The sequence below is a fragment of the Sphingomonas sp. genome (assembly GCF_051962185.1).
Classification (GTDB): Bacteria; Pseudomonadota; Alphaproteobacteria; order Sphingomonadales; family Sphingomonadaceae; genus Sphingomonas.
In genome coordinates this window covers 1-4,384 of sequence record NZ_JBQCCN010000103.1, presented here as the reverse complement: position 1 = coordinate 4,384, position 4,384 = coordinate 1, and the positions used below count along the sequence as shown (strand labels likewise).

The 4,384-nt window shown below is 66.6% G+C and carries 3 protein-coding genes and 1 pseudogene; all 4 read left to right on the top strand.

What is annotated here, in order from left to right; genetic code table 11:
- Positions 1-474, top strand: a pseudogene (locus tag ACTHJR_RS06165) (malate dehydrogenase); the annotation flags it as partial.
- Between the two features lies 1 nt (position 475).
- On the top strand, positions 476-1,561 hold the full coding sequence (locus ACTHJR_RS06160) for a hypothetical protein (protein ID WP_440522248.1): 1,086 nt from the start codon (positions 476-478) through the stop codon (positions 1,559-1,561).
- Position 1,562: 1 nt separating this feature from the next.
- Positions 1,563-2,447, top strand: a complete 885-nt coding sequence (gene sucD, locus ACTHJR_RS06155; protein WP_440522247.1) for a succinate--CoA ligase subunit alpha — start codon at positions 1,563-1,565, stop codon at positions 2,445-2,447.
- A 92-nt stretch (positions 2,448-2,539) separates the two neighbouring features.
- On the top strand, positions 2,540-4,384 hold a 1,845-nt coding region (locus ACTHJR_RS06150; RefSeq protein WP_440522246.1), incomplete at its 3' end, for a thiamine pyrophosphate-dependent enzyme.

The following is a 4,384-nucleotide window of genomic DNA, read 5'->3' as shown; positions in this document are numbered from 1 at the left end:
TCGGTCAAGGACGTGAACACCTTCGTGCTCGGCGGCCATGGCGACACCATGGTCCCCGTCGTCCAATATTCGACCGTCAACGGCATCCCCGTGCCCGACCTGATCAAGATGGGCCTGTCGACGCAGGAGCGGATCGACGCGATCGTCAAGCGCACGCGCGGCGGCGGCGGCGAGATCGTCGCCTTGCTCAAGACCGGCTCGGCTTTTTACGCCCCGGCGACCAGCGGCATCGCGATGGCCGAAGCCTATCTCAACGATCAGAAGCGCATCCTGCCCTGCGCCGCTTATGTCGACGGCCAGTATGGCGTCGATGGCCTCTATGTCGGCGTGCCGGTGATGATCGGTGCGGGCGGCGTCGAGAAGATCATCGAGATCGAGCTGGACGACGAGGCCAAGGGCAACCTCCAGGTCTCGGTCGACGCGGTCAAGGAATTGCTCGTGGCGTGCAAGGGTATCGACGAGAGCCTCGCCTGAAATGCGCTTGTCGCCGAGCCTGATGATCGCGATCGCCGCGCTCGGCTCGGCGACGTGCGCGTCCGCGCAAGAAACGCCGGCCCCGGCCTTTACCGAGGCCGCCAAGGCGCAGTTCGGGCCCTCGGCGCCGACGGCCGACATCGCATATTCCAACGGCGCCGTGACCAGCGACGACGTCATCATGCTCGTCGACCAGTGCATGAAGCTGGCGGGTCGGGCGCCGGGATATTGGCCGACGCTGAAGGCCGACGGCTGGCTGCTCGAAAGCGGCAGGGACATACCGGCCGACACCGGCTGGGAAGGCGTGTTCATCAAGCCGGGGCGGCGCGGCAAGCTGGTCGAGCATATCTCGCAAGGCGATATCGTGCATTGCGAAGCGCGCGGCGAACCCGGTTCGGCCACGTTGCGACCCCAGATCCAGGATGCGGTCGTCGCGCATTACCGCGCCGTCGCCGCTGCCGAGTTCAAGGGCGACAGCGGTTTCATCGAGAACATCCGCGCGGCCGACCCGAAGCTGCTGCGCGGCCTGTACGTTTCGTCGCAAAACGCCGTGTTCGGGATCAACCCCGATCTGAAGTCCACGTCTGTCAGCATCAGCATCTTCGCGGCCCCGCCCGCGCCGGCCGACAACGGCCCCGATCTGCAACCGGCACCGCAAGCCGCGATCGTGGCGGGTGCCAAGGCGTGCCTGGGCACGACGGTCGACCCGGCCAGCCAGGCGGCGCGCTTCGCCGGCTGGGCGCCGGCGACGCCCGAGCAGCGCAAGGGCATGAACACCGACAGCGACGCCAATGCCGTGACGCGCGACAATGTGCTGGTCGCCTATAAGACGGGCAAGGACGGCGGCTGCGTCGTCATGGCCAAGGGAGACGCCGCCTTCGACCCCGCGACTCTCTATCCGCTGCTCAGCGCCGCGCTCGGCGCGACCGTGCCGCCGCCGGCGGCGGACGCCAAGCCGGCGCCGGTCGCCCTGCCCAATGGCGAAATGATCATCCCGGTCGTCACGCCGAAGACCGCCACCGCGGCACCCACCATCATCCTGGTCATCGCCAACAGCGCCGGCAAATTCGCCAAGAAGGGAAACTGACGTGTCCATCCTCGTCGACAAGAATACCAAGGTCATCACCCAGGGCATGACGGGTGAGACCGGCAGCTTCCACACCAAGGCGGCGCTCGATTACGGCACCCAGATGGTCGGCGGCGTCACGCCGGGCAAGGGCGGCACCGAGCATCTCGGCCTGCCGGTCTACGACACCGTCGCGGAGGCGGTGAGCAAGACCGGCGCCACCGCGTCGGTGATCTACGTGCCGCCGCCCTTCGCCGCCGACTCGATCCTCGAGGCGATCGACGCCGAAGTGCCGCTGATCGTGACGATCACCGAAGGGATTCCGGTGCTCGACATGGTCAAGGTCAAGCGCGCCCTGTCGGGTTCCAAGTCGCGGCTGATCGGCCCGAACTGCCCGGGCGTGCTGACGCCGGGCGAGTGCAAGATCGGCATCATGCCGGGCTCGATCTTCAAGAAGGGATCGGTCGGTGTTGTCAGCCGCTCGGGCACGCTTACCTATGAAGCCGTGTTCCAGACCTCCAATGCCGGGCTCGGCCAGACCACCGCGGTCGGGATCGGCGGCGATCCGGTCAACGGCACCAATTTCATCGACGTGCTCGAACTGTTCCTGGCCGATGACGAGACCCAGTCGATCATCATGATCGGCGAGATCGGCGGATCGGCCGAGGAAGAAGCGGCGCAGTTCCTCAAGGACGAAGCCAGGCGTGGCCGCAAGAAGCCGATGGCCGGCTTCATCGCCGGCCGCACGGCGCCTCCGGGCCGCCGCATGGGCCATGCCGGCGCGATCGTCTCGGGCGGCCAGGGCGGCGCCGAGGACAAGATCGCGGCGATGGAATCGGCGGGCATCAAGGTCTCGGCCAGCCCGAGCCTGCTCGGCGAGACCCTGCTCGAGGTGTTGAGGGGGTGATTTTGGCCGTCGCCCCGGCGCAGGCCGGGGCCGTTGGCGGCCCGCGATAACTTAGCGGCCCCGGCCTTCGCCGGGGCGACGAGGTGAAGCCAATGGGCTACGAAGGTCTGGATTTCAGCGAGATCGCCGCGGGGATGTCCCCGGCGTTTGTCGAGACGCTGTACAAGAGGTTCAAGGAATCGCCCGAGTCGGTCGAGCCGTCGTGGCGCGGCTGGTTCGAGGGGCTGGAGAACGGTCCGTCGACCGCGAGCTGGGCGAACCCCACCTGGCCGCCGGCGTCGACCGACGACCTGACCGCGGCGCTCGACCCGACCCAGATGGAGCCGGCTGCCAAGCCCGCGCGCGGCGGCGCCCCCGCTCCCGCGCCGGCGGCCAAGCCGGCCAGCCAGGACGACATCGTCAAGGCGGCGAGCGATTCGATCCGCGCGATGCTGCTGATCCGCACCTATCGCGTGCGCGGTCACCTGGCGGCCAGCCTCGACCCGCTCGGCCTGTCGCGGCACGAGCTGCCCGACGACCTCAAGACCGATTATTACGGTTTCTCCGACATCGACATCGACCGCCCGGTCTATCTCGGCGGCACGATGGGCCTGCAATGGGCGACGATCCGCGAGCTCGTCGATATCCTGCGCGCCAATTATTGCGGCAATGTCGGCCTCGAATACATGCACATCGCCGATGTCGAGGAACGCCGCTTCCTGCAGGAGCGGATGGAGGGCAAGGACAAGGCCATCCAGTTCACCACCGACGGCAAGAAGGCGATCCTCAACAAGGTGATCGAGGCCGAGCAGTGGGAACGCTTCCTCGGCAAGAAGTACGTCGGCACCAAGCGCTTCGGACTCGACGGCGGCGAGGCGATGATCCCCGCGCTCGAAAGCGTGATCAAATATGGCGGCCAGATGGGCGTCAACGAGATCGTCTACGGCATGGCGCATCGCGGCCGCCTCAACGTTCTCGCCAACGTCATGGCCAAGCCGCTGCGCGTAATCTTCCACGAATTCGGCGGCGGCTCGGCCAATCCCGAGGATGTCGGCGGGTCGGGTGACGTGAAGTATCACCTCGGCACCTCGACCGACCGCGAGTTCGACGGGGTCAAGGTCCATATGTCGCTGGTCGCCAATCCATCGCATCTCGAGGCGGCCGACCCGGTGGTGCTGGGCAAGACCCGCGCGATCCAGACGCTGGCCAACGACCTTGAGGAGCATATCCACTCGCTCCCGGTGCTGATCCATGGCGACGCGGCGTTCGCCGGCCAGGGTATCGTCTGGGAATGCCTCGGCTTCTCGGGGATCCGCGGCTACAATACCGGCGGCTGCATCCACTTCGTCATCAACAATCAAATCGGCTTCACCACCAGTCCGCAATTCGCGCGCTCGTCGCCGTATCCATCGGACGTCGCCAAGGGCGTTCAGGCGCCGATCTTCCACGTCAATGGCGACGATCCCGAGGCGGTGACCTTCGCCTGCAAGATGGCGATCGAGTTCCGCCAGAAATTCCATCGCGACATCGTGATCGATATGTGGTGCTACCGCCGCTTCGGCCACAATGAAGGCGACGAGCCGAGCTTCACCCAGCCGCTGATGTACAAGGCGATCCGGCAGCATCCGTCGGTCAGCGAAGTCTATGGCAAGCGCCTGATCGCCGAAGGCGTGGTCGACCAGGCGTGGATCGACACCATCACCCATCAGTTCGACACGTTGCTCGAAGGCGAGTTCGAGGCGGGCGCGTCGTACAAGGCGAACAAGGCCGACTGGTTCGCCGGCCGCTGGTCGGGGCTGCACGCGCCGGCCGATGCCGAGACGGCACGCCGCAACGTCGAGACCGGGATCGAGCGCAAGTTGTTCGACAGCCTGGGCCGCACGCTGACCAATGTCCCCGACGATCTGACCGTCCACAAGGCGCTCAATCGCGTGATCGACGCCAAGCGCGAGATGTTC